Genomic DNA, 19,745 nt, shown 5'->3' on the forward strand with positions numbered 1-19,745 from the left:
GTAACCCACATCCTGCCCGGAGGTCTTCGCCTACCTCAGCCGTTCACAACCTGCCGGGGAAGTACATCTAGCGATCGCGACCCCATACCCCCTCGGAACGTCTGTGGCGGTGGATAGACTCCGCGCCGAGCGAGAGGAGGTGAACATGGCGGACTATCACGTGACGCACGACAAGGGCGACGACAACTGGAAGGTGACGCGGGCTGGTGGGCAGCGGGCCTCGGCATCGGCAGGCACTCAGGCTGACGCGGTCGCGCGGGCGAACCAGCTGGCGGGCAACTCGGGCGGTGGTGAGGTGAACATCCATCGCAAGGACAACGGCCAGATCCGTGACAAGAACACGATCGGCAAGTCGGATCCGCACCCTCCGAAGGGTTGATCCGGAAGTGAGCCGGGACGACGGAGCGGAATCGTCGTCCCGGCTCTGCCAGGCGGGCTGTTGAATGCACGTCTGGCGGTCTCGGTTAAGCCGCGAGGTCGATCTCTACGATCGCGTCAGGGCGGTAGACCGAGAGGCCGAACCGTCCTTCGACGCGAGCGATGAGCTCGTTTGTCTTGAATCCCTGGCTGCGGTCCCACTCGACCTGCACGCCGCGGGTGTCGTGGTCGATGGTCGCCGCGTCGAGGTCGAGCGCGAGCGCCGTTCCTGCGGGGACGCCGGTGGACGTGATGACCTGGCTGCCCCAGACCTTGCGGGCGGCTCGGTCGATGGGTCCTCCGAGATCGAAGCTGCCCGACGTAGCGCGGGCGGTCTCGATGCCGGCCCAATCGTTCGGGTTCAGGATGAACACGTCAGCGCTGTAGCCGAGCACCTCGAGCTGGGTGGCAGCGAGGCGGAGGGTCGTGATCGGGTCGGCGCCTGCGGTCTGAGCCTGGGTGCCCGTCGTGTTGAGCAGACCGGTCAGGTGGCCGGCGGTGCCGTCGCCTGCCAGCACCTCCGCCTCGAGCTTCCGCGCGATGCCGTAGAGCATCTGCGACGTAATGAAGCTGACGAGGGTGTCGTTGTCCTCGAGGAGGAACTTGTCGACCGGCTCCGTCAGGTGCGCGATGACCTGCAGCTCGCCGGTCTCCTTGTCGAGGGTGATGACCGAGGTCGGCTTCTCCGCGCCCGGGGCAACGATCGCCGCGTTGTTCGTGAATGCGGTCTGACGCAGATACTCCCAGCGGGGCGTGCCGCGCTGCGTGCTCTTGAGCACCTCGAGCAGTGACGTCGGGATCCGCTGGATCTCGAGCGGTGACTGCGACTCGAGTGGCGTCGCGAACACCTCCGCGCCGGGGGTGACGAATGCCTTGGCTCCGTGATGGCTGCGGATCTGGTTCGCAAGCGTCGCGCCGGCGTGCTTCGCCCGGGCGCCGGTGAGAGCCAGGTAGCTCTTGGCGGCTCCGTAGACGCCACTGCCGCTGCCGCCCGCGGGCTCGGAGATGACGGTGCCGCCGATGCTGGCGAGCAGTGCCTGCGACTTCTCCGACCGCTCGATCTTGCCCTTCAGGTCGAGGGCCTCGGTGTACCCGGCCTCGATCTCAGTGATCTCGCTGGGTGTGAAGTCCCGGCTTTCGGCCTTGGCCTTCTCCGCGATCTCTCCCAGGCGCTTCTGCAGCTGGGCGAGCTTTTCCTTCGGGTTCATGAGTGTGTGCTCCAAACGCGTCTGCCCCGGCGCGTGCCGCGCTCTCGTAGGGCGTGTGAAAGGTTGCGGGCGTCACAGATGCGGACGGTGCTCGACTTGCCCCGGAGCGGGGTCCTCGTCGGTCGTCGGCTGACGCTCGGTCGCTTGGGGCGGACGGGTTGACGCTCTGCGGCGGTTCGCCGCGGCTTGACCGCTGGCCTTTCACTGAGCTTGGGCTACTCCGTCGATCTGCTCGAACTTGACCTTGCGGCCCTCGTTCTTCAGCCCGGCGTTCGCCTTTGCTTGAGCCGAGACTATCGCCCATGTCTGACATTCGAGGTTCACCGGCGTGGCGTGTCTTCCCACTGCCACGCGAGATCCGGGCGGATCCACGCCCGCTCGAGCGGCGTCCCGTCCCCGTCGCGACGAATAGTGACGAGCACGCGCCCTTCGCCGGGTTCCCCGTGCGTGATCACGTCGTCGTCATCAGAGCGGAGCGCCCACCACGGCCGCCCCGTCATGACTGGTGCCTCCGCTGCGCGAACGCGATGGCCTTGCGACGCCGCGCGAGACCGTCGAGGGCGGCAGGGAAGTCGCCGGCGAGCAACTGCTCCTCGATCTCCTTCAGCACCGCTCTGACCTTGTTTGACGTCGCACGAGCGGAGTCCCGAGCACTGAACGCATGCCCGAGATCCCGACGTGCGTAGGCGAGCTCCGTCTCGGTCTCCTCGAGTCGCGCGGCCGCGGCGTTTGCGCGACTGTTCGCCTCGCCGAGGGCCCGACGAAGCTCAGCCGCGTACCGGCGCCACGCGAGCTCTCCGTCACCGGTCTTCGGCTGCTCCACGGCCGACCACCCCCTCGATCGCCCTGCAGATGCTTGCTGTGCAAAGCGTCGCGAGCCAGATCGCCGTGAACGCCACCTGAGTGAGCCAGCTGCCCATCACCGCTGCCACGGCCGCGGCGACGCTGAACACCAGCGACACGAGCATGAGGCCGCGCCAGCCCATCACGCCGCCTCCACCTGGTCGCTCAGGAGCAGCGTGCGCTGCGGAGACTCCTCAACCTTTGCCACTGGCCCGACGGTCCGCATCAACGCGTCCTTGAAGCTGCTTTCCGGCAGATCCCGCACCAGCAGCTGACGCGGCGCGACATTCTCGATACGGCCGTGATCGCGAAGAACCCGACCGCGCGGATCGATGACCCACTCGCTTTCCAGGATCGCCAACACACCCTCAGGTTCCACGATCGTCGAGTACAGATGTGCGCCCGGCTGATTCGCTACCCTCGCGTCGCCGCCAGGCGCATACCTCGCCGCGAGACTGATGAACGGTGTCCAATGAGCACGCACCTCCCGACCCGGAGTGCACACCCGGTACAGCGGAACGGGCTCTCGGGGACGCATATCTCGGAACGTCAACGAGTTCACGTTGGCGTGAACACCATCCAGTCCGATGCTCAGCGCGTACGAGGCTGCGAAGAAGCCAACCGCCTGGAACTCTTCAATCCACTCACCAAGCGGCCGCCGATCCATCGGCGCCTGACCCGCAATGAAAAAGAACTCTCGCAGGAGTTGCAACGCGCGATCCGACCGCGTCCCAACCGCCCCGGCGCTCATAGGTAGCTCCCTTCGCTGTCGACGCACACGTACAGCACGCCGTTGTCCTCGCGGAACTGGTTAGGTCCTCGGAATAACCGGCCTCCCAGGGACTCGACCCATACCAGCGGGCTGTGGAGGGCGTGCACGTTCGCGGGGAGCGTGGTGATCGGCATCGATTCGACTGCGAGGGAGATCCACCCTTCGTGGCCGTCCTCGTCGGGACGGAGGTGATAGGGCGCGTGAGGCATCAGTGTCCTTTCGGTTGTGCCGGCTGTTCCGAAGGGCGCGCAGCGCCGGCGGGAGGAGTGGCTGCGCCGGTCACGCCGCGCTCCTTCGTGGTTCGGTGATGTCGACGCTGACCGGAGGCGCGAGCGGCGTGCCGGTCTTCGTGCTCACGACGCGGCCGTCGTCGCGGACGCCGCAGCCGTTCGCGCACCATCCGGAGGCCGGTTCGAAGCGGTGTCCGGGGCGGTTGGGGTAGCAGGGGCGCATCAGGCGGCCCTCTCGCTCACCTGGTCATCCCGGATGCCGCAGATCGTGCAGTAGCCCGATGACGCGTCGAAGCGGTGTCCGGTCTTGCACGCGCCGCGAGGCTCGCTCATGGTCGCCGGGCGCCGCGCGGATGCTGCTGTCTCCGCCGCGCGGCGATCGGTGCCGCACGCTCGGCACGGGATCGAGTGTTCCCACGAGCTGTGGACCGTGCACGTCCGTGGCGTGGCCGTGCTCGATGTGATCGGGGGTGGCAGGGGAGGGGTCGCGCGCGTGCGCGCCTCCTCCTCTTTCTCCTCCCTCCTCCTCGGGGGACCCTTCAGGGGTCCCCGTTCTGACCCTTCAGGGGTCCCCGTTGTGACCCTCAGGGGTCCCCGTTCAGCACTATTCACAGACCCGTCAGGGGTCCCCGTTCCGGCAGGTTCCACGGCAACGGGGATCCCTGAAGGGTCCCCGTGGACGCCAAGCGGTGACATCCGCCCATCGAGTAGTAGATACCTCCCTGGACGACCGGGAGCGGGCTTGCCGCTGAGCTGGATCAGGCCGGCAGCCGTGAGCGCTCTGACGGCCTTCTTCACGCTGCGATGCCCGGTCACGTCTTGCGGAGCCGCGAGCGCGTCGGCGAGCGCGTCGCGACCGCCGTAGAAGCTCGGTCGCGGGTCGCTGTCCAGCGCTGTGAGCGCCATATAGACGAACAGGCGCACCGGGGCGTGGTCGCGCATCTCGAGGGCGCTGGCGGCCGCGTACGCGGCTTTGGCGAGTCCGGCGCCCATCATGGCCAGACCTTCCGGCGCGTCATGCCGCTGCTTCCTCGCGGGTGCGCGCAGAGTCAGCCTCGTTCGCGCGTCGGCACTCCTGCTGCATCCACTGCAGGTCGTTGACGAACCGCGCGACATCGTCGGGGGTTCCGTAGAACTCGCTGGTGTGGACGTTGACGAACCAGCCGTCCGGCTCGTCGTTCTCGTCCTCGGCGAGGAGCTTCTCCACGGAGATGCTGTACGTGACTCCCGGGTGCGGTTCCTCGTAGACGGAGTCGAGCTCGTGCCAGCTGTCTTCGGTGTGCCACTTGTGGATGCAGAGAGGCTCGCCACACACGGTGACCTTCGGGGACTTGTCGCGGTGCGTGTACGGATCCGCGTAGGGGCGGCTGTCGTAGTCGAGCACGAACGTGTGATCGTCGGCCCACTCGGCACTGACGTGCTGCCAGTCGCTGTCGAGCCCCGCGCCGCTGCGGGCGCGATCGACCCACTCGAGGAGCCACTTCAGGTCGCTCTCGTTCGCGCCGACGTAGAGCGTGACGACGATCGCGCGCCCGTCGCCGTCGAGAGCGGGGCGAATCGACACGGTGCCTGGGTTCCGCCACCAGCTGCCCTGCGGGTCTCGCCAGACGTGCACTCGGCTGCCGCGCACGGTCTCACGGATCAGGACCGGCAGCCCTGCGATGTGCGTCTCAGCGAGGCGCTCCTGGCGCGGGAGGGCGTCTTCCGAGGGCTTGACGGTCTTCGCCGTCACGATAGGTGCGTCGCTGATGTCGACATCCGGGTCCGCCGCGATAGTGCCGCGCCGGGCGGCGCCTGAGCGGGTCTCGCGGGTAGAGTCGGGCATGATCGGTTCTCCCTGGTAGGTGTTCTGGTCGTTGCCCTCGACCGCGGTGGCCGCCGCGTCGGGGGCGTTCTCGTTACTGGCGGGCTGCGGCCAGCTTGAGCAGAAGATCCCGTGCCAGCCGGCGCGATCGGTGCCGCAGTCGCAGACGGTCGTAGTCATCTACGACGCCTCTGCGAAGGCGTCGTCGATGAACTTCTCGACGTCGGACTCTCGCCAGCACCGGCGGCCGCCGATGACGGCGCTCTTCGGCGCGGTGCCCTTCGTGAGCATCCACCGGAGCTGCGCAGTGGACCGGCCGAGTCGATCCGCGACTTCGTCAATGAACATGAGCCGATCGCGCGGGCGTCCTGGGGTGGTTGGGGTCGTGGTCTCCACTGGGGCCTCCGTTCGGGAAGGTTCGGACTCGGAATGTTCCGATACGGGAACAGTAACATGACCGCGTTCTGAAACGGGAACAATTGTGCGTGTAGTGTTCTCGCATGACCGATCTGACGGCCGCAGCCATCGGTGCGCGCATCGCGATGTACCGCAAGGCGCTGCGGCTCACCGCGGAGGATCTGGCCCGCGAACTGGCGCCCGATGTGACCGGCAACGCCATCGCAAAGCTCGAGAACGGTCATCGCGCGCAGGTAGCGCCAGCGATGGTGGCGGATATTGCCCGGGTTCTCGGTGTGTCCCCGCTTGCGTTGCTGTTTCCCTTGCAGGACCCAGATGCGGTTGTGGTCGTGAACGGCATGCGCTCCACCGTGCGCGAGATGGGCCAGTGGCTGTTCGGACTGCGGGATGAAGACACGGTGACCGAGACGTTCAGGCAACTGATCGCGTCAGATCGTGCGCTCGCGCTCGCCGAGGCGCGGCTTCGCTCCGCGAGCACAGACGACGCGCGTGCTCGCATGCGGCAGCTAGTCAGCGACGAGCGCGAGCGGCAGCTTTTCCTGCTCGGTGTCCTAGAGAGCAATCGACGCATCCTTGAGCGTGACGGGCTGACAGATGGCGAGCATTAAGCAGCGGTCTGACGGTGTCTGGCGAGCCCGCTACCGGGACGCGGACGGTCGCGAGCACGCGCGGCACTTCAAGCTGAAGCGCGACGCGCAGCGGTGGCTCGACGAGACCGCGGCGGCCGTCCTGACTGGGCAGTATGCGGACCCGCGCGCGGGGCGCGTGAAGTGGTCCGTGTGGGCTGTCGAGTGGATGGACCGGCAGTCGTGGGCGTCGGGTACGCGCGAGGCCGCGGAGACGGCCGTACTGCGCGTGCCGTGGGCGGATCAGCCGGTCGGCGGAGTGAAGCCGTCGCACGTGCAGGGCTGGGTGACTGCGGAGCTCAAGCGCGGACTAGCCGCATCGACGGTCCGCACCCGCCTGAACTACGTGCAGATGGCGTTCAGGGCCGCGGCCGCGGACAAGGTCATCCCCTCGAGCCCGGCCGCGAACGTGAAACCGCCGCGCGCGCGGAAGGCCGAAGCTGCGATGCGGGTCCTGACGGCCGAGCAGGTGGCCGCCGTCCTCGCGGCCGCGGGGGACTTCCGCCCGTTCATCGAAGTCTGCGTCTTTGCCGGCCTCCGGCTCGGAGAAGCCGCAGGGCTGCAGCTCGAGGACGTGAACTTCCTCGGTCGGACGATCTACGTTCGTCGCCAGGTGCAGGGCGCCACGCACAAGACCGCCGAGCTCGTCCCGCCGAAGTACGGCAGTGAGCGCGCGATCTACGTCCCCGCCGATTTGATGGCCACGCTCTCGCGCCACGTCGCGGCCGAGGGGGTCACCGCGCCGGACGAGCAGATCTTCGTCACGCCGCTCGGCCGCCTCTGGCACCGGAACAACGCCGGCGACGAGTGGCGGCGGATCCGCGCAGCGGTCGGCCTGCCCTCTGACGTCACACTGCACACGCTGCGGCACACGTACGCGTCGAACCTCATCGCCTCGGGGTGCGATGTCGTCACTGTGCAACGCGCGATGGGGCATGCCCAGCCCTCGATCACGCTCAACACGTACAGCCACCTCTGGCCATCCGCAGAGGACAAGACGCGGGCCGCGACCGCTTCGTTCATCGCTGCGGTTGCAGGAGAAACAAAGACGCCCTCCGCGTGGGAGGGCGTCGGGCAACGGTCGTGAGGTTCAACCGCTGCTGTGGTGTGTAGAGATTCTAACACCAAGCTTGTGAGTCACGAGAACGTGACTTCTATCCACTCGAGAAAATCCTGGAGAACATGGACGAGAAGAAGCTGGAGAAGCTGATCGTCTATATCGACGGCTTCAATCTCTACAACGGGTTGCACGACGCTGCAGGCAACCAGCTGCTCTGGCTCGACATCGTGAAGCTGGTCAAGTTGCTTCGCCCGCGGTCGTCGATCGTTCAGGTGAAGTACTTCACGGCTATCGTGCTCAACGAGCCGGAGGCGCAGGCGCGGCAGGACCGCTACCTCGAGGCGCTGAGCAGCCTCTACCCGGGCCGTCTCACAATCATCAAGGGTGAGTTCAAACCGAAGCTCCGCCGGTGCCGCGCGTGTGGGGCGGAGTGGACGACGTACGAAGAGAAGCAGACCGATGTGAACATCGCCGTCCATGTTGTCGCCGATGTTGCCGCCCGTCGCGCTGATTCGTTCATGCTGATCACGGCCGACACGGACATCATCCCCGCCGTGAAGATGGCGTGGGGGTTGAACGCAGAGGCGAACATCTTCGCTCAGTTCCCGCCGCACCGTGGCTCGACGGCACTACGTCGGATGATGCCGAGCTCACGGAAGATCACACAGGCGCGCATAAGAGAGGCGCTCCTGCCTGCTGAAGTGATCACCCACTCGGGTGCTAGGTTCCGCCGTCCGGAGAAGTGGGATCCGGAGGCCCTCAGCGCTGCACCGCAGGGGGAGTCAGGACAAGCTCACGAGTGCCGTCTGCCCACCCCGCTGGACGTCGCGCGCAAACGACGAAGCAACGAGGCGTCATAGTCTTGCGGACTCACCGCGGACTGGGGGCGAGAAAGCCCAGGTCAGGGGCTAGCGCTACCGGTAGTTGATGAACTGCAGATCGATGTCGAGATCGGCCGCCTTGAGGAGGCGGATGACCTCCTGCAGGTCGTCGCGGCTCTTGCTCGACACGCGCAGCTCGTCGCCCTGGATCTGCGACTTGACGCCCTTGGGGGCCTCGTCGCGGATGATCTTGCCGATCTTCTTCGCGTTCTCCTGCGAGATGCCGTCCTTGAGGCTGGAGACGAGCTTGAACTCCTTGCCGCTCGGGGTCGGCTCGCCCGACTCGAGGCTCTTCAGTGAGATGCCGCGCTTGATGAGCTTCGACTGGAACACGTCGAGCACCGCCTTTGCGCGCTCCTCGCTGTTGGCGGTGATCAGGATCTGCTCGCCGCTCCAGGCGATCGACGCATCCGTTCCCTTGAAGTCGTAGCGCTGCTCGACCTCCTTGCGGGCCTGGTTGAGGGCGTTGTCCGCCTCCTGCTTGTCGACCTTGGACACGATGTCGAAAGAACTGTCAGCCATGGCGCCAGCCTACTTGCGTCGCGTCGCCCAGCCGAGGCCCCACGTCGTCAGGGATTCGTAGACTCGTCAGGGATCCGCGCGACGGCGGATCCGGCAGACATCCGGGAGGTTTGCATGCGCGCGCTCACCGAGGCGGAGATCCGCGAGTCGTTCGTCAACGCCGAGCGGACCGACGCGTCCGCGATCGCCCTTCCCCACGACTTCCTGCTCACGGAGTGGGATCACCTCGACTTCCTCGCCTGGCGCGACCCCCGCACGCGCAGCCGCGGCTACATCGTGGCCGAGATCGACGGCGAACTCGCGGGCGTCGTGCTGCGCGCGGCAGACGGGGCGTCGAACGCGCGCTCGGCCTTCTGCAACATCTGCCGCACGATGCAGCCGGGCAACCAGGTGGCGCTGTTCACCGCGCGGAAGGCGGGAAGCGCGGGGGAGCACGGCGACAGCGTCGGCACCTACATCTGCGCGGATCTGTCGTGCCACGAGAACGTGCGCCTCGCCCTGCCGCTCGCTCCCAACGAGTACCGCACGAGCGTCGACATGAAGATCGACGGAACCAAGCGCCGCACGCGCGATTTCGTCGAGCGGGTGCTGGCGAAGGCCGCCTGACACCGACGCAGGATCGCGCCGCGCCCGGGTCGAGGGGCTGGATTTCAGTGCACGGCAAGGTGCAGGTAACATTGACACGCGTCTCCGGTCGGCTGGATAAGTCGGTCGGGTACGCCTGGCAAGTTGCCCGAGCGGCCAAAGGGAGCTGACTGTAAATCAGCCGCGTCATGCTTCGGGGGTTCGAATCCCTCACTTGCCACACCGATCGAAGCCCCCAGGGAGACCTGGGGGTTTCGTCGTTCCCGGCACCGGGCTGTCCACAGTCCTGTCGGCGCGCGCTCGCCCCGTGCCAGGATGATCCCGCAGGGCCGCTGGTCCGCATCGAGAAGGGGGATCTCCATGTCGACACCGAACGGTGCGCCGTACGAGCCGGCGCCGCAGCAGCAGACGCCGCAGCAGCAGGCGCCGCATCAGGCACCCGCTCAGGGCACCGCGCCCGCCGCCGTGCCCGGACGCCCGCAGGCGCCCGGCATGCCGAAGGTGCTGCGCGGCGCGATCTGGATCGCGATCGGCGCGCTGATCGCGGCGGCCATCGTCTGCGTCGTGTGGGTGCTGATCGGCCCGCAGAGCAACGAGCTCGTCGGGCGCGCGTTCCTCACCATCGTGCTCCTCGCCGGATTCTCGGCCTGCGTGCTGCTCGAGGCGAGCCTCGCCGAGCGGCGGCCCCCGTGGCTCGTGCTCGCCAGCATGGTCGGCTGGGTGCTCGTGCTGCTTGTCGGCGCCGTGAAGATCTGGGCCCCCTTCGAGGTCGTCGACGACGGGTACGGCGGCACCTACACCGACGAGAACGTCGCCGAGCGCATCTGGCATCTGCTGCTCGCGATCGGTCTCGTGCAGCTCGCGGTGTGGACGCAGCACTTCCTGTGGAAGGCGCACCAGCGCCACGTCACCACGTTCACCCGCGCCATCACCATCGCCACGACCGCGCTCACCGGCGCGCTGGTGCTGATGCTCCTCTTCTTCCTCGCCTTCGCCGACACGTTCGACTTCCACGAGTTCTACTGGCGCCTGGTGGTCGCCCTCGCGATCCTCGCCGTCGTGGGCACGCTGATGATCCCGCTGCTCAACGCCCTGTTCGCGCCGAAGAAGCCGCGCCCCGCCCCGTACGCCGCGGCACCGGGCTACGGCGCGCCGCAGGCGGCGCCGCAGCTTCAGCAGTGGCCGACCTACGCGGACGGACGCACGCCGCTTCCCGTGATGCCCGACGGTTCCCCCGACTGGAACGCCTACTACACGGGCGTCCCCACGGCGTTCCAGGCGCCGGCCCCGGCTCCGCAGGCCCCTATGCAGCAGCAGCCCCCCGCGCAGCAGCCGCCTATGCCGCAGCAGCCCGTGCCGCCGGTGCCTCCGGCGCCGCAGCCCCCGGTCCCGCCGGTCCCGCCGTACCCGGGTGACCAGGGTGGGCATATGCCCCCGCGTTGAGCGCCCGCACGGAGGGCCGTCATCCGGCCCCGATACCGTGAAGGCATGACCTCGCCGCTCGAACTGCAGGAGATCGCCCGCGCCATCGCCGAGGAGGCGGGCGAGCTCGCCCACCGCCGACGCGTCGCGGGGGTCGCGATCGCGGCCTCGAAGTCGACGCTCGCCGATATCGTCACCGAGGCCGACCGCGAGGTCGAGGCCCTCATCCGCAGCCGCCTTGCGGCGGCGCGGCCCGAGGACGGGTTCCTCGGCGAGGAGTCGGGCGATGCCGAGGGCACGAGTGGCATCACCTGGGTGGTCGATCCGATCGACGGCACCGTCAACTACGCGTTCGGGATCCCGTCCTGGGCCGTCTCGATCGCCGCGGTGAGCGGCTCGGTCGACCCGGGGGAGTGGCGCGCGCTCGCCGGCGTCGTTCACGCTCCCACCCTCGGCGAGACGTTCCGCGCTGCGGAGGGCGAGGGGGCCTGGCTGGGCGACATCCGGCTGCAGGTGAACACGGACGCGCCGGCGGGAGCGCTGCTCGGAACCGGGCTCGGCTACGACCCGCGCACTCATGCCGGCGACATCGAGGTGCTGCAACGGGCTATGCCGCTCGCGCGCGACATCCGCCGGATCGGCGCCGCGTCGCTGGATCTCGCTTTCGTCGCGGCGGGGCGCCTCGACGGGTACTTCGAGCGCGGCCTTCGGCCGTGGGACATCGCCGCGGGGCGGCTGCTGGTGGACGAGGCGGGCGGACGCACCGGATGGTTCTCGCCCGACGAGTTCGGCCGGCACCTGGCGATCACCGGCGGGCCGGAACTCTACGAGCGTCTGCGCGAGCGGATCCTCGGATGACGCCCGCTCGGCCGTCCCCAGCGGGCTGCCGACCCCGGTCCCGTCCACAGGGAATCCCGCACATGGCGTTTTCAGTCGCAACCGGTTAGTGTTTACCCAATCGTTACTCTGTCACCCGAGACGGACGACGATGAACCCGTGCTCCGCGCCGACCCTCCCCAAGTGCCTCGGCGCACCAACCCGAAAGTCTCTCTGTGCCCTTCGACGTCCCCCCGTCTGAGTCCGCGCCCACGCGCCGCTCACGTCGCGTCGCAGCACCGCGCCCGGAAGCCGAGGCGCCGCTGTCCCGCCGTGAGCTTCGTGCCCGCGCGCCGCAGAACGCGATGAACGCCTCGGAGCCCCTGCCCGAGATGCTCGCCGAGGTCGCGCCCCTCACTCGTCGGTCCTCGCGTGTGCGCTCCGCCGCGGCCGTGCCCGCGGTCCCCGTGCCGAGCGAGCCCGTGCTGCACCTGCCGTTCCTCTCGACCGAGGCGCCCGCCGCCGCGAAGAAGCCCGCCATCGCCGACGAGCCCGCGGTCGAGCAGCCCGCCGCCGAGGCGCCGCGCGTCGCCGAGGAGCCCGTGGCCGAGGTCATCGAGGCCGCCACGGCCGAAGAGCCGGCGGACGAGCCCGTCGATCTCTTCATCGAGGCGGCACGTGCCCTGAACTTCACGGGCGAGACCCCGATCGCCTCGGATGAGCCGCGTCCGGCTCCGCAGGCGAAGGCGCGCCCCGCGCACCGCAGCCGGCCCACCACCGTCCGCCGCGTCGCCACGCTGACGGCCTCGATCAGCGCCTTCGGCGTGGTCGGACTTCTCGCCGTGGGGATGACCACTCCCTTCTCTGCTCTCGCGCCCACGAAGAGCGCCTCGGCCGCGGCCGGCGTCTCGATCGCCGCCGCCGAGGAGGCGGAGCAGCAGATCCAGGCATTCGTGGCCCCCGCCGAGGTGAAGAACGCCGAGGTGCAGAGCTCGGGTGGTTACGAGACCGCCACGTTCGCGGAGCTCGCCGAGGTCACCGGCATCAACACGGCGAACGCCTTCTACGTGAACGACCCGACGGCCGACATCCAGTGGCCGATCGCCCTGGGCACGAGCAAGTCGTACTCGTTCGGACAGCGCTGGGGTCGCCTCCACGAGGGAATCGACTTCACCCCCGGCAACGGGGCGCCGGTTCAGGCGATCGCCGACGGCACGGTGCGCATCGCCACCGAGTCGGGCGGCGCCTACGGCGTGAACGTGTACATCGACCACGTCATCGACGGCGAGATGATCACGAGCCACTACGCGCACATGCAGTACGGCTCGCTGCGCGTCAGCCAGGGCCAGCAGGTCGAGGTCGGCGACGTGATCGGCCTCGTCGGCAACACGGGCCGCTCGTTCGGCGCGCACCTCCACTTCGAGCTGCGCCTGCCGAACAACCAGGCGATCGACCCGATGCCGTGGCTGCAGCAGTACGCCGGAACGCACTACCCGAAGACCGACGCGGCCGAGGAAGAGGTCGCGAGCGCCTCCGACGAGTGAGACGCGCGCGGGCGGGGACTCGTTTCGAGTCCTGGCCCTGAGGATGATATCCTCGTGTGGTTGCCCCGGCGCGGGCAGCACGCCCCGATAGCTCAGTGGCAGAGCACTTCCATGGTAAGGAAGGGGTCGTCAGTTCAATCCTGACTCGGGGCTCTCGACATCTTGCGACCGAGATGCGAATGGCAGGGTAGCTCAGTTGGTGAGAGCGCACGACTCATAATCGTGAGGTCGCGGGTTCAAGCCCCGCTCCTGCTACAGGTCAACACCTCCGAAACCTGATTCGATCAGGGATTTCGGAGGTGGTGTCGTTTCTGCGGCATTGTACTGAATCCCGGGACATCGCGGGACGGTGCACGGTAGCCTTGGGCGGACGTGCAGGCAAGGGTGCGCACGGATTCTCACCCGAGGAGAACGATGACTGCACTCGACGCTTCCCTGAGCGGTGACTGGCTGTTCGACCCCGATCACACCCGGATCGGGTTCTCGGCCCGGCACGCGATGGTCACGAAGGTGCGCGGCGCCTTCAACGACGTGGACGGCCGCATCCACCTGGATGTCGACAACCCCGAGGAGTCGTGGGTCGAGGTGCGCGTGCAGACCGCCAGCATCGACACCCGCAGCAAGCAGCGCGACGAGCACCTGCGCAGCGCCGACTTCTTCGACGTCGAGACCTACCCCGAGATCGTGTTCCGCAGCACCGCGATCGACGAGGTCGACGAGAACGCGCTCAACGTGGTCGGCGACTTGACGATTCGCGACGTCACGCGCCAGGTCACGATCCCACGGGCCTTCACGGGCGTGGAGCGCGACCCGTTCGGCAAGCTGCGCGCCGGCTTCGAGGGCACCCGACGCCTCGACCGCCGCGACTTCGGCCTCGAGTGGAACGCGGCGCTCGACACGGGCGGCGTGCTCGTGTCGGAGAAGATCACGCTCGAGTTCGAGATCTCGGCCGTGAAGGACGAGGGGCCCGCCGAGGGCTGAGCACGTCCCGGACTGTGGTTGCACGTCCCGCGCCTGTCGGCAACCCCATCCCGCGGCCGGCATCGCACGCATAGCGTGCCGGCATGAGCACCGAACACGAGGGCCTCCCGGACCACCACGGATCGAATGGCGGCGCGCAGGGCGACGCTGCCAATCTCGACCACGAGGACGCCGATCGTCTCGCCACCGAGCACGGCGAGACGGACTTCGCCGGGTTCACCGATCCGGATGCCGACGCCGACGACGATCAGGGAGACGACCGCGGGCGGCCGCATCCGTCCTGATCCGGTCGGCCACACCGCTCAGCGGCGGCCGATCGTCCTCCGCAGAAGCGAGACGACGCTCCAGGCGGCGAGCACCCACGGCCCGGCCACGATGATCGGATCCAGCCAGTGGTGCTTCACATCCGCCCGCCGCGTGCCGAAGCGCGAGGCGACACCGTGGCGGCGCCCCTCGCTCAGGATCCCCGTCTGCGTGATCGGGTTGTCGGGCCGTCCCTTCGCCACCGACAGCAGGTGACTCTCGACGGCGTCGACGCGGTCGCCGACGATCAGCAGCAGCCAGTGCGCGGCGCGGCCCTCGCTGAACCGGGCGTACGCGAATCGCCGGATCGCCCCCGAGAGTCCGTGCAGGGGAGCGGCGGTCCCGAACACCGGCGTGAGCCGCGCGTGTTCGATCGACCTCTCCCGCGGCGTGCGCTCGGGCTGCTGCTCGGGCAGCTCCCAGTGCGCGCCGGTCTCTCCGGGCGCGAACCGCTGCTTCGGGTACGACGGCCGGTCGGCCGGGTCGGCGTCGACGCCCCAGCCGGGGATGCGCGCGCGCAGCTCGTCGGGAGACCAGTGCCTCGGGTCCTCAGCGGTGTACGGCATGTCGTTCTCCTTCCTCGCTCGTCTCAGGCGGCGCTCGGCACGATCACGGGCTTGATGCAGCCATCGAGCTTCGCCGAGAACATGTGGTAGCCCTCGGCGATGTCCTCGAGGGGCAGCCGGTGGGTGATGATCTCGCTCGGCGTGATGTAGCCGTTGCGGATGTGCTCGAGCAGCCGCGGCCACTGGCGCTTGACGGGGCACTGGTTCATCCGCAGCGTGAGGCCCTTGTTCATCGCGTCGCCGAACTTCACGGCCGAGAACAGCGGGCCGTACGCCCCCATGACCGAGACGTTGCCGCCCTTCCGCACGGAATCGATCGCCCAGTTCAGCGCCACGGGCGAGCCGCCCTGCAGCTTGAACTTCGCCGCGGTGATGTGCTGGGTGAGGTTGCCGTCGGCCTCCGCGCCGACCGCATCGATCGCGACATCCGCCCCGAGATGATCCGTCGCCTTCTTCAGCGCGACCACGATGTCGTCGTGCTCGCCGAAGTGCAGCGTCTCGGCGTGCGCGAACTCGCGCGCCTTGGCGAGGCGGTTCTCCAGATGGTCGACGACGATCACCCGGCCGGCGCCCATGAGCCACGACGACTTCGCCGCGAAGAGCCCGATGGGGCCGGCGCCGAACACCACGACCGTGTCTCCCTCGGCGATGTCGCCGAGCTGCGCGCCGAAGTATCCGGTCGGCAGGGCATCGGTGAGCATCAGCGCGTCGTCGTCGTCGAGCCACTCGGGGATGACGCTCGGGCCGACATCCGCGAACGGCACGCGCACGTACTCGGCCTGCCCGCCGTCGTAGCCGCCGCAGGTGTGCGAGTAGCCGTAGATGCCGCCGATCGCCGTGGCGTTCGGGTTCACGTTGTGGCAGTTCGAGTACAGGCCACGGGCGCAGAACCAGCACGAGCCGCAGTACACGTTGAACGGCACCATCACGCGGTCGCCCACCTGCAGGTTCTCGACGGACGGGCCCACCTCCTCGACGACCCCGATGAACTCGTGCCCGAACGTGGTGCCCACGCGGGTGTCGGGCATCATGCCGTGGTACAGGTGAAGATCCGATCCGCAGATCGCGGCGCGCGTGACGCGCACGATCGCGTCGTTCGGATGCTCGATCGGGGGGATGTCCTTCTCCTCCACCCGCACCTTGTACGGGCCGCGGTACACCATCGCCTTCATCGCGCCTCCTGTCTCGCTCGTGTCGGTCAACTGTCCGGCGGGGCGGATCATCCACTCAAGGCTCTTGCCCTCCGGGAGACGATGTGCGATAAACGGGACCGTCACATCCGCCCGGTAGGGTGGCACGGTGATCGATGCCCTCCGCTCCCGCGGACCCCGTGCCCTGCTGACCTACGCGGCCATCGGCCTCCTCACCGGGTTCCTGTCCGGACTGTTCGGCGTCGGCGGCGGAACGGTCATCGTCCCTCTGCTCGTGATGCTGGCGGCCTTCGGGCAGCGCCTCGCCTCCGGCACCTCCTCGGCCGCGATCATGCCGATCGCCGCGGTCGGAGTCATCACCTACGCGGTTCACGGCGACGTCGACTGGATCGCCGCCCTGCTGCTCGCCGCGGGCGCGGTGGTGGGCGCCCAGCTCGGCACCCGGCTGCTGAACCGCCTGTCCGAGCCGCTGCTGCGGTGGATCTTCGTCGGCTTCCTGATCGTGGTGATGGTCAGCCTGTTCTTCGTCATCCCGTCGCGCGACGCCGAGCTGCACCTCACCTTCTGGTCGGGCGCGGCCCTCGTCCTGACCGGCCTGGTGACGGGCGTGATGTCGGGCCTCATCGGCGTCGGCGGCGGGATCGTCGTCGTGCCGGTGCTCATCCTGCTGTTCGGGGCGAGCGACCTGATCGCCAAGGGCACGTCGCTGCTCATGATGATCCCGACCACCATCTCGGGCACGATCGGCAACATCCGTCACAAGAACGTCGATCTCGTGGCCGGGCTCGGGATCGGCGTCGCCGCCTGCATCACCACCCCGCTGGGCGCCCTGACTGCCGGTGCGATCGACCCGCAGCTCGCGAACATCCTGTTCGTCGTGTTCCTCACGCTGATCCTCGTGCAGATGACGCAGCGCGCGATCCGCGCGAGCCGCAAGCCGAAGGACGACTGACCTCCGCCGCCCTCGACGGGCGGCACGCGGCGGGGCAGGATGAGAGCATCCGGCCGGCCTCAGGAGGATCCGCGATGTCCCGCACACCCGTCACCGTCACGGTCACCGGCGCGGCCGGTCAGATCGGCTACGCGCTGCTGTTCCGCATCGGCGCGGGAGACATGCTCGGGCCGGATGTGCCCGTCCGGCTGCGGCTGCTGGAGATCCCGCAGGCCCTGAAGGCGGCCGAGGGCACCGCCATGGAGCTCGACGACGGCGCGTTCCCGCTGCTGGCGGGCGTCGACATCACGGACGATGCCCGCGTCGCGTTCGAAGGGACGAACATCGCGCTGCTGGTGGGCGCGCGGCCGCGGGGGCCGGGGATGGAGCGCGGCGACCTGCTCGAGGCGAACGGCGGCATCTTCGGGCCGCAGGGCGCGGCGATCGAGGCCGCCGCCGCGGACGATGTGCGGGTGCTGGTCGTCGGCAACCCGGCCAACACCAACGCGCTCATCGCGCAGCGGCACGCGCCGAGCGTGCCGGCCGGGCGCTTCACCGCCATGACGCGCCTCGACCACAACCGCGCGCTCAGCCGGGTGGCGGGGCACCTCGGCGTGCCGGTGGCCGACGTGTCGCGCGTCGCCATCTGGGGCAACCACTCGGCCACGCAGTACCCCGACCTGACCCACGCGCTCGTGGCGGGCGAGCCCGCGGCGGCCTGGCTCGACCGCTCCTGGATCGAGGACGACTTCATCCCCGGCGTCGCGAAGCGCGGCGCGGCGATCATCGAGGCGCGCGGGGCGTCGTCGGCCGCCTCCGCCGCCAGCGCGGTGATCGACCACGTGCGGGACTGGACCCTCGGCACGGCGCCGGGCGACTGGACCTCCGCCGCACTGCCGTCCGACGGCTCGTACGGCGTCCCGGAGGGGCTCGTCTGCTCGTTCCCGGTCACGGCCGAGGGCGGCGAGTGGCGGATCGTGCCCGGCCTCGACATCGACGACTTCTCGCGGGCCCGGATCGACGCGTCGGTCGCCGAGCTGATCGAGGAGCGCGACGCCGTCGCCGCCCTGGGCCTGATCTGAGATCCTCAGGCGCCGAGGGCGCGCGCGAACGCGCGGACGTGCTCGCCGAGGCGGCGGATGCGCTCGTCGCGCGCCGCCTCGCGGTCGAACCCCTCGTAGGCGAGCGGCGGGAGCTTGCGGACCACGGCCGAGCAGCCGAAGTTCGCGCACACGAGCGTGCCGACGGTGTCGCCCTTGCGGCCGGCGGGCCCCGCCTTGCGTGCGGCGAAGAACTGCACGTCGTTTGTCAGCATGACGTCCTCGCACCACGAGCACTGGGCCCGGGCCGACGTGCGCTGCTCGGCCTGCTGCAGCAGCATGCCGACAAGCCGGCCGTCGAGCTCGACGACCGCGTAGGCGCGGCGCGGGAACTTCGGGTCGGACCAGCCGAGGTAGTCGAGCCGATCCCAGTCGAGGTCGGCGAAGCCGGCGGGCAGGGTGAGGTCGGAGACCTCCTTGCGGCTGGCGTTGACGAAGGAGGCGCGGATGTCGCGCTCGGTGACGGGAAGCATGGATGTGTCCTTGTGAGTGAGGGTGCGGAGCACCCGGATGTCGCCGCGTGCGGCGGGAAGGGGACGGCCGGAGCCGGGCGGCTGGTTCAGCCGAGGAGCGCGCGAGGGTGCGCGTCAGCTCCTGCCGGCGCGAGACGCGCCGACGACCTCCTCCGCCCCGACGGGGCCTCGATCCATCCAGAACACGCGCGACAGCTTACGGGCTCCACCTGGCCATACGCTCGATGCATGGCAGGAGAAGACGCGGCGGTCGAGTGGCACGAGGCGCGCGAGGCGAACCTCGCGAACTGGGAGGAGCGGGTGGCTCTTCACGAGAAGGCGTACGGGCTCGAGGCGTACGACGACCCGACGCACCTGTCCGACGTGGTGCGGCACGACCTCGTCGCGCTCGAGCGCTTCCTTCCGTCCCTGGCGGGCCTCGACGTCTGCCACCTTCAGTGCCACATCGGCACGGACACCCTCTCGCTCGCGCGGGCCGGCGCGACCGTCACGGGCGTCGACTTCTCGCCCGAGGCGCTCGCCGCCGCCGCGCGCCTCTTCGAGCGCCAGGCGGCCGACGCGACGTGGGTGCACAGCGACGTGCTGGAGGCCCGCGCGGCGGTGACCGGCGACTTCGACCTCGTCTACACCAGCGTCGGCACGATCTGCTGGCTGGCCGATCTCGATCGCTGGGCCGCGCAGATCGCGGGGCTGCTGCGCGCGGGCGGCCTGTTCTACATCCGCGACGGTCATCCGGCGCTGTACTCGCTCGACGAGAACGCCGAAGGGCTCGAGATCCGGTACCGATACTTCCCGAACGGGCAGGCGCAGCAGTGGGATGAGGAGACCACCTACGCCGGCGACGGCACCCTCGCCAGCACCCGCACCTACGAGTGGCCGCATCCGCTGTCCGAGGTCGTGAACGCGCTCATCGGTGCCGGGCTGCAGATCCTGCGGCTCGACGAGGACACGACCCTGCCGTGGCGCTTCAGCGACCGGATGGTCGAGGTGCCGGGCGGCTACGCGTGGCCCGAGGACGAGCGCGACCGCGTGCCGAGCACGTTCACGGTCGTCGCCCGCAGGCCCGCCTGACCGGTGAGCGACCAGCGCTCGG

22 protein-coding genes and 3 tRNA genes are annotated in these 19,745 nt (G+C 69.1%); 16 read left to right on the forward strand and 9 right to left on the reverse strand.

Annotated features, from left to right (window positions below):
* Window positions 1-145 precede the first annotated feature (145 nt).
* Complete coding sequence (locus ABD161_RS07030) at window positions 146-379, forward strand: DUF2188 domain-containing protein (protein WP_344001010.1); 234 nt, start codon at window positions 146-148, stop codon at window positions 377-379.
* A gap of 85 nt (window positions 380-464) precedes the next feature.
* On the opposite strand, the gene ABD161_RS07035 is transcribed toward ABD161_RS07030, so the two are convergent.
* The 5 genes from ABD161_RS07035 to ABD161_RS07055 all read right to left on the reverse strand — a co-directional run bounded on the left by ABD161_RS07035 (window position 465) and on the right by ABD161_RS07055 (window position 5,670).
* Window positions 465-1,625: a phage major capsid protein gene (locus ABD161_RS07035; protein WP_344001012.1), complete on the reverse strand. Its 1,161-nt coding sequence runs from the start codon at window positions 1,623-1,625 to the stop codon at window positions 465-467.
* Between the two features lie 800 nt (window positions 1,626-2,425).
* The gene (locus ABD161_RS07040; RefSeq protein ID WP_344001013.1) at window positions 2,426-2,611 is read right to left on the reverse strand and encodes a hypothetical protein; all 186 of its coding nucleotides are present in this window, start codon (window positions 2,609-2,611) and stop codon (window positions 2,426-2,428) included.
* The gene (locus ABD161_RS07045) at window positions 2,611-3,219 is read right to left on the reverse strand and encodes a hypothetical protein (RefSeq protein WP_344001015.1); all 609 of its coding nucleotides are present in this window, start codon (window positions 3,217-3,219) and stop codon (window positions 2,611-2,613) included. Before ABD161_RS07045 ends, ABD161_RS07040 begins: the two co-directional genes overlap by 1 nt.
* A gap of 1,266 nt (window positions 3,220-4,485) precedes the next feature.
* A complete protein-coding gene (locus tag ABD161_RS07050; protein ID WP_344001017.1) occupies window positions 4,486-5,454 on the reverse strand; it encodes a hypothetical protein in 969 nt (322 codons plus the stop codon).
* Window positions 5,455-5,670 (reverse strand): helix-turn-helix transcriptional regulator, encoded by a 216-nt coding sequence (locus ABD161_RS07055; protein ID WP_344001019.1) that lies wholly within the window; start codon window positions 5,668-5,670, stop codon window positions 5,455-5,457.
* A 104-nt stretch (window positions 5,671-5,774) separates the two neighbouring features.
* On the opposite strand from ABD161_RS07055, the gene ABD161_RS07060 reads away from it, so the two are divergent.
* The 3 genes from ABD161_RS07060 (at window position 5,775) to ABD161_RS07070 (ending at window position 8,237) form a co-directional block, all read left to right on the forward strand.
* The gene (locus ABD161_RS07060; protein ID WP_344001022.1) at window positions 5,775-6,299 is read left to right on the forward strand and encodes a helix-turn-helix domain-containing protein; all 525 of its coding nucleotides are present in this window, start codon (window positions 5,775-5,777) and stop codon (window positions 6,297-6,299) included.
* Window positions 6,286-7,404: a tyrosine-type recombinase/integrase gene (locus ABD161_RS07065; protein WP_344001024.1), complete on the forward strand. Its 1,119-nt coding sequence runs from the start codon at window positions 6,286-6,288 to the stop codon at window positions 7,402-7,404. The genes ABD161_RS07060 and ABD161_RS07065 overlap by 14 nt, the downstream gene beginning before the upstream one ends.
* A gap of 95 nt (window positions 7,405-7,499) precedes the next feature.
* Window positions 7,500-8,237, forward strand: coding sequence for an NYN domain-containing protein (locus tag ABD161_RS07070; protein ID WP_344001026.1), 738 nt, complete (start codon window positions 7,500-7,502; stop codon window positions 8,235-8,237).
* Between the two features lie 54 nt (window positions 8,238-8,291).
* Here the strand turns inward: ABD161_RS07070 and ABD161_RS07075 are convergent, their stop codons facing one another.
* A complete protein-coding gene (locus ABD161_RS07075) occupies window positions 8,292-8,780 on the reverse strand; it encodes a YajQ family cyclic di-GMP-binding protein (protein WP_135113901.1) in 489 nt (162 codons plus the stop codon).
* Window positions 8,781-8,894: 114 nt separating this feature from the next.
* On the opposite strand from ABD161_RS07075, the gene ABD161_RS07080 reads away from it, so the two are divergent.
* The 9 genes from ABD161_RS07080 (at window position 8,895) to ABD161_RS07120 (ending at window position 14,412) form a co-directional block, all read left to right on the forward strand.
* The gene (locus tag ABD161_RS07080) at window positions 8,895-9,386 is read left to right on the forward strand and encodes an FBP domain-containing protein (protein ID WP_135113900.1); all 492 of its coding nucleotides are present in this window, start codon (window positions 8,895-8,897) and stop codon (window positions 9,384-9,386) included.
* Window positions 9,387-9,503: 117 nt separating this feature from the next.
* Window positions 9,504-9,585, forward strand: a tRNA-Tyr gene (locus ABD161_RS07085).
* Between the two features lie 140 nt (window positions 9,586-9,725).
* Window positions 9,726-10,808 carry a hypothetical protein gene (locus ABD161_RS07090; protein WP_344001030.1) on the forward strand — a complete coding sequence of 361 codons (1,083 nt, stop codon included), beginning with the start codon at window positions 9,726-9,728 and terminating at the stop codon, window positions 10,806-10,808.
* A 45-nt stretch (window positions 10,809-10,853) separates the two neighbouring features.
* Window positions 10,854-11,645 carry an inositol monophosphatase family protein gene (locus ABD161_RS07095; protein WP_344001032.1) on the forward strand — a complete coding sequence of 264 codons (792 nt, stop codon included), beginning with the start codon at window positions 10,854-10,856 and terminating at the stop codon, window positions 11,643-11,645.
* 323 nt (window positions 11,646-11,968) lie between these two features.
* Window positions 11,969-13,147, forward strand: a complete 1,179-nt coding sequence (locus ABD161_RS07100; protein ID WP_344001034.1) for a M23 family metallopeptidase — start codon at window positions 11,969-11,971, stop codon at window positions 13,145-13,147.
* An 81-nt stretch (window positions 13,148-13,228) separates the two neighbouring features.
* A tRNA-Thr gene (locus tag ABD161_RS07105) sits at window positions 13,229-13,300 on the forward strand.
* A 28-nt stretch (window positions 13,301-13,328) separates the two neighbouring features.
* Window positions 13,329-13,402 (forward strand) — tRNA-Met (locus ABD161_RS07110).
* 159 nt (window positions 13,403-13,561) lie between these two features.
* On the forward strand, window positions 13,562-14,128 hold the full coding sequence (locus tag ABD161_RS07115) for a YceI family protein (RefSeq protein WP_344001036.1): 567 nt from the start codon (window positions 13,562-13,564) through the stop codon (window positions 14,126-14,128).
* 83 nt (window positions 14,129-14,211) lie between these two features.
* Window positions 14,212-14,412 (forward strand): hypothetical protein, encoded by a 201-nt coding sequence (locus ABD161_RS07120; protein ID WP_344001038.1) that lies wholly within the window; start codon window positions 14,212-14,214, stop codon window positions 14,410-14,412.
* 18 nt (window positions 14,413-14,430) lie between these two features.
* Here ABD161_RS07120 and ABD161_RS07125 read toward each other — a convergent pair whose 3' ends face one another.
* Both ABD161_RS07125 and ABD161_RS07130 read right to left on the reverse strand, forming a co-directional pair.
* On the reverse strand, window positions 14,431-14,997 hold the full coding sequence (locus ABD161_RS07125) for a hypothetical protein (RefSeq protein WP_135113894.1): 567 nt from the start codon (window positions 14,995-14,997) through the stop codon (window positions 14,431-14,433).
* Between the two features lie 23 nt (window positions 14,998-15,020).
* Window positions 15,021-16,169, reverse strand: a complete 1,149-nt coding sequence (locus ABD161_RS07130; protein WP_135113893.1) for a zinc-dependent alcohol dehydrogenase — start codon at window positions 16,167-16,169, stop codon at window positions 15,021-15,023.
* Between the two features lie 127 nt (window positions 16,170-16,296).
* On the opposite strand from ABD161_RS07130, the gene ABD161_RS07135 reads away from it, so the two are divergent.
* On the forward strand, window positions 16,297-17,100 hold the full coding sequence (locus ABD161_RS07135; protein ID WP_344001040.1) for a sulfite exporter TauE/SafE family protein: 804 nt from the start codon (window positions 16,297-16,299) through the stop codon (window positions 17,098-17,100).
* Window positions 17,101-17,174: 74 nt separating this feature from the next.
* Window positions 17,175-18,161 carry a malate dehydrogenase gene (locus ABD161_RS07140; protein ID WP_344001042.1) on the forward strand — a complete coding sequence of 329 codons (987 nt, stop codon included), beginning with the start codon at window positions 17,175-17,177 and terminating at the stop codon, window positions 18,159-18,161.
* A 5-nt stretch (window positions 18,162-18,166) separates the two neighbouring features.
* Here ABD161_RS07140 and ABD161_RS07145 read toward each other — a convergent pair whose 3' ends face one another.
* Entirely contained in the window at window positions 18,167-18,652 is a 486-nt protein-coding gene (locus ABD161_RS07145; RefSeq protein ID WP_135113890.1) for an FBP domain-containing protein, read from the reverse strand.
* 228 nt (window positions 18,653-18,880) lie between these two features.
* On the opposite strand from ABD161_RS07145, the gene ABD161_RS07150 reads away from it, so the two are divergent.
* On the forward strand, window positions 18,881-19,723 hold the full coding sequence (locus ABD161_RS07150) for a class I SAM-dependent methyltransferase (RefSeq protein WP_344001044.1): 843 nt from the start codon (window positions 18,881-18,883) through the stop codon (window positions 19,721-19,723).
* Window positions 19,724-19,745: the final 22 nt, after the last annotated feature.

It is taken from the genome of Microbacterium paludicola, assembly GCF_039529675.1.
Lineage (GTDB): Bacteria > Actinomycetota > Actinomycetes > Actinomycetales > Microbacteriaceae > Microbacterium > Microbacterium paludicola.

Bases quoted from the DNA above. Each gene is read 5' to 3' on its own strand.
- ABD161_RS07120 (WP_344001038.1), top strand. From the start codon at position 14,212: ATGAGCACCGAACACGAGGGCCTCCCGGACCACCACGGATCGAATGGC.
- ABD161_RS07030 (WP_344001010.1), top strand. From the start codon at position 146: ATGGCGGACTATCACGTGACGCACGACAAGGGCGACGACAACTGGAAG.
- ABD161_RS07125 (WP_135113894.1), bottom strand. From the start codon at position 14,997: ATGCCGTACACCGCTGAGGACCCGAGGCACTGGTCTCCCGACGAGCTG.
- ABD161_RS07140 (WP_344001042.1), top strand. From the start codon at position 17,175: ATGTCCCGCACACCCGTCACCGTCACGGTCACCGGCGCGGCCGGTCAG.
- ABD161_RS07130 (WP_135113893.1), bottom strand. From the start codon at position 16,169: ATGAAGGCGATGGTGTACCGCGGCCCGTACAAGGTGCGGGTGGAGGAG.
- ABD161_RS07065 (WP_344001024.1), top strand. From the start codon at position 6,286: ATGGCGAGCATTAAGCAGCGGTCTGACGGTGTCTGGCGAGCCCGCTAC.
- ABD161_RS07040 (WP_344001013.1), bottom strand. From the start codon at position 2,611: ATGGGCTGGCGCGGCCTCATGCTCGTGTCGCTGGTGTTCAGCGTCGCC.
- ABD161_RS07035 (WP_344001012.1), bottom strand. From the start codon at position 1,625: ATGAACCCGAAGGAAAAGCTCGCCCAGCTGCAGAAGCGCCTGGGAGAG.
- ABD161_RS07060 (WP_344001022.1), top strand. From the start codon at position 5,775: ATGACCGATCTGACGGCCGCAGCCATCGGTGCGCGCATCGCGATGTAC.
- ABD161_RS07080 (WP_135113900.1), top strand. From the start codon at position 8,895: ATGCGCGCGCTCACCGAGGCGGAGATCCGCGAGTCGTTCGTCAACGCC.
- ABD161_RS07070 (WP_344001026.1), top strand. From the start codon at position 7,500: ATGGACGAGAAGAAGCTGGAGAAGCTGATCGTCTATATCGACGGCTTC.
- ABD161_RS07145 (WP_135113890.1), bottom strand. From the start codon at position 18,652: ATGCTTCCCGTCACCGAGCGCGACATCCGCGCCTCCTTCGTCAACGCC.
- ABD161_RS07150 (WP_344001044.1), top strand. From the start codon at position 18,881: ATGGCAGGAGAAGACGCGGCGGTCGAGTGGCACGAGGCGCGCGAGGCG.
- ABD161_RS07045 (WP_344001015.1), bottom strand. From the start codon at position 3,219: ATGAGCGCCGGGGCGGTTGGGACGCGGTCGGATCGCGCGTTGCAACTC.
- ABD161_RS07115 (WP_344001036.1), top strand. From the start codon at position 13,562: ATGACTGCACTCGACGCTTCCCTGAGCGGTGACTGGCTGTTCGACCCC.
- ABD161_RS07100 (WP_344001034.1), top strand. From the start codon at position 11,969: ATGAACGCCTCGGAGCCCCTGCCCGAGATGCTCGCCGAGGTCGCGCCC.
- ABD161_RS07075 (WP_135113901.1), bottom strand. From the start codon at position 8,780: ATGGCTGACAGTTCTTTCGACATCGTGTCCAAGGTCGACAAGCAGGAG.
- ABD161_RS07050 (WP_344001017.1), bottom strand. From the start codon at position 5,454: ATGACTACGACCGTCTGCGACTGCGGCACCGATCGCGCCGGCTGGCAC.
- ABD161_RS07095 (WP_344001032.1), top strand. From the start codon at position 10,854: ATGACCTCGCCGCTCGAACTGCAGGAGATCGCCCGCGCCATCGCCGAG.
- ABD161_RS07090 (WP_344001030.1), top strand. From the start codon at position 9,726: ATGTCGACACCGAACGGTGCGCCGTACGAGCCGGCGCCGCAGCAGCAG.